2 protein-coding genes are annotated in these 2568 nt (G+C 65.1%); both read right to left on the bottom strand.

Annotated features, from left to right (window positions below; all coding sequences use genetic code 11):
* A partial coding sequence (locus MOV75_RS34105) for an ATP-binding cassette domain-containing protein (protein ID WP_247007531.1) occupies positions 1-1401 on the bottom strand: 1401 nt, incomplete at its 3' end.
* Between the two features lie 2 nt (positions 1402-1403).
* Positions 1404-2339, bottom strand: coding sequence for a branched-chain amino acid ABC transporter permease (locus MOV75_RS34100; protein ID WP_246931917.1), 936 nt, complete (start codon positions 2337-2339; stop codon positions 1404-1406).
* Between the last annotated feature and the right edge of the window lie 229 nt (positions 2340-2568).

The raw sequence follows: 2568 nt of genomic DNA, 5'->3' as shown, positions 1-2568 counted from the left end.
AACCGCGTCGGCGGCCAGCTTGCGGGCCTCATCGTCGGAGCGCGCGCGCACATAGGCGCCGACCACGACGTTGTCGAGGATCGACATGCGCAGGAACGGTCGCATCACCTGGAAGGTGCGGCCGATGCCGGCCTCGCAGATCACGTGCGGCCGCTGGCCGGACATGTTGCGGCCGTCGATCAGGACCTCGCCCTGGCTCGGCTTCAGGAAGCCGTTGAGGAGGTTGAACAGCGTGGTCTTGCCGGCACCGTTGGGTCCGATGATGCCGAGGATCTCGTTCTTGTGCAGCTTGAAGCTGACGTCCTGCACCGCCTTGAGGCCACCGAAGGAACGCGAGAGGTTGCGCACTTCGAGCACGACCTCACCGGTGGCTGCGCGTTGCCGCGCGGTGGGCTTCAGGGCCGTCACGTTGGCAACCGCCGGTTCCGGAGTTTCGCCGGCGGCTGGTTTGGAAACACTTCGCTTGCGCAGGAGATCGCGCAGCTTCCAGAACAGTCCTTCCGGAGCCAGCAGGATGACACAGACGATGGCGATGCCGAAGATCACGCCCTGAATGCCGGGGATACGCGCACCGGCCTCCGCGTGCAGGATCTCGGCGAGGGGGATCAGGATCACCGAGCCGATCACCGGACCCCAGACCGTGCCGACGCCGCCGAACATCGCAACCGTCAGCGCCTGCGCCGAGACCAGCATGCCGAATACCGATTGCGGCGTCACGACCAGCAGCACCTGCGCGTAGAAGCCGCCGATGGCGGCGGCAATCGCCCCGCTCAGCGTGATCGCGCGCAGCTTCCAGGCCAGCGTGTTGATGCCGGCTGCCTCGGCCGCGGCCTCGTTCTGCTTGATCGCGAGCAGCGCCATGCCGAAGCGGGATCGCTCGATCCATTGGGTCAGCACGATGGTGGCGAGCATGATCGCCAGTCCGAGCAGGGTGTAGAGGTGCGGATCGGCAAACTGCATATAGGCAATCGGCGCATCGCGCTTGATCGGAAGCGTCACCTCCTGGAAGCCGAGCCACTCGAACACGTAGAGGATGGCGAGCGGGTAGGCGAGCATCGCCAGCGCGAAGTAGTGGCCCTGGAGGCGGAAGGTCGGAAAGCCGATCAAGAGCCCGGCGATGCCGCCGAGCATGGCGGCGACCGGGATCAGCAGCCAGGGCGAGATGTCGAAATAGATCTGGCCGAGCGCGGTCGCGTAAGCACCGATCCCGAAGAAGGCGGCGTGCCCGAACGAGATCAGGCCGGTGTAGCCGCTGAGCAGGTTCCACGACAGCCCGAACACCGCCCACACCGGCACCAGCGTCAGGATGAGCTGGTAGTAGGAGTTGGTGACGCCGAGCGAGATCCCGGCATAGGCGAGCGTGAAGAGCAGGGGAGGCAGAAAGGAGCGCATCCGGAGCATGGTCACGTCCTCTCGACCATGCGCCCGAAGAAGCCTTGCGGGCGGAAGAAGATGATGAGGAGGAAGACGGCGAAGATCGCGGCGTTCTGCAACTGCGTGGGCAGGATCAGCGTCGACATCTGCTGCACGAGGCCGATCGTCATGCCGCCCCAGAACGCGCCGATGATGCTGCCCATGCCGCCGAGCACGACGCCGGCATACATGACGATGACATATTCGAGGCCGACGAACGGGTGGAACGGATAGTTGGTGGCGAGCAGGCCGCCGGCGATCGCGGTGATGCCGCAGCCGAGCGCGAAGGCGGTGCGGTGGGCGCGGTCGACGTCGATGCCCATATAGGTCGCGGCGGTCGGATTGTCCGCGGCGGCGCGGAGCGACTTGCCGATCCGGGTCCGCGTGATCAGCAGCGAAAGCAGGATCATGATCGCCAGCGAAACGACCATATCGATGCTGCGGGCCTTGTTGAGGAAGATGCTCATGTCGAAGAGGGGGCCGAGCTCCCAGGCCGAGCTCGACAGCGGCGTGCGGATCGAGGCCAGGACCGAGCCGAACACGATGAGGCCGCCGTTCTGCAGGATCAGCGCGATGCCGAGCGTGAGGATGAGCTGGGCGTAATGGCCTTCGCCTTCGAGCGAGGCGGTGCGCGTCCCGGATACGTGCGAGATCAACGCCAGATGCACGAAATAGCCGAACACGGCGAGCACGGGCCCGGCCAGCAGGATGGCGACGAACGGCCCCACCGTGTTGCCGAACAGCGCCTGAACGCCGGCCGCGGTGAACAGATAGAAGGCGGTGTACATGCCGAGCATCATGAAGTCGCCATGGGCGAAGTTGATGACGCGCATGACGCCGAAGATCATACCGAGCCCGACGCACATCAGGCCGTAGACCGCGCCGATCAGAAGGCCCGCGGCGAGCGCTTGAAAGAATCCTTCCATCAGCCCGGACTCCGCGTAGCTGACGATTCCAAGCTGGTCTCCAAGTCGACCATGTTTCCCCCGTACTCTCCGGCAATTCTTATGACGCCGGTCGTAAAGCCCGTTCCGTCGCGTTCAGGCGGCCACTGTGCCCCTTCCCGAAGACGGCGAAATATGAAGGGCGTGGCGCAAGCACGACCGATGCGTCAAGCTTCGAATGCTCGCGTGACGAAGGCGATCACGACGGCCA

Origin of the sequence: Bradyrhizobium sp. PRIMUS42 (assembly GCF_023006515.1) — a bacterium.
In the GTDB taxonomy this organism is placed as follows: domain Bacteria; phylum Pseudomonadota; class Alphaproteobacteria; order Rhizobiales; family Xanthobacteraceae; genus Bradyrhizobium.
The sequence above is the reverse complement of the archived record's forward strand: the minus strand, read 5'-3'. Positions and strand labels throughout refer to the sequence as shown.

Excerpts from the sequence above, each read along its gene's own strand:
- MOV75_RS34100 (WP_246931917.1), bottom strand. The coding sequence starts at position 2,339 with ATGGAAGGATTCTTTCAAGCGCTCGCCGCGGGCCTTCTGATCGGCGCG.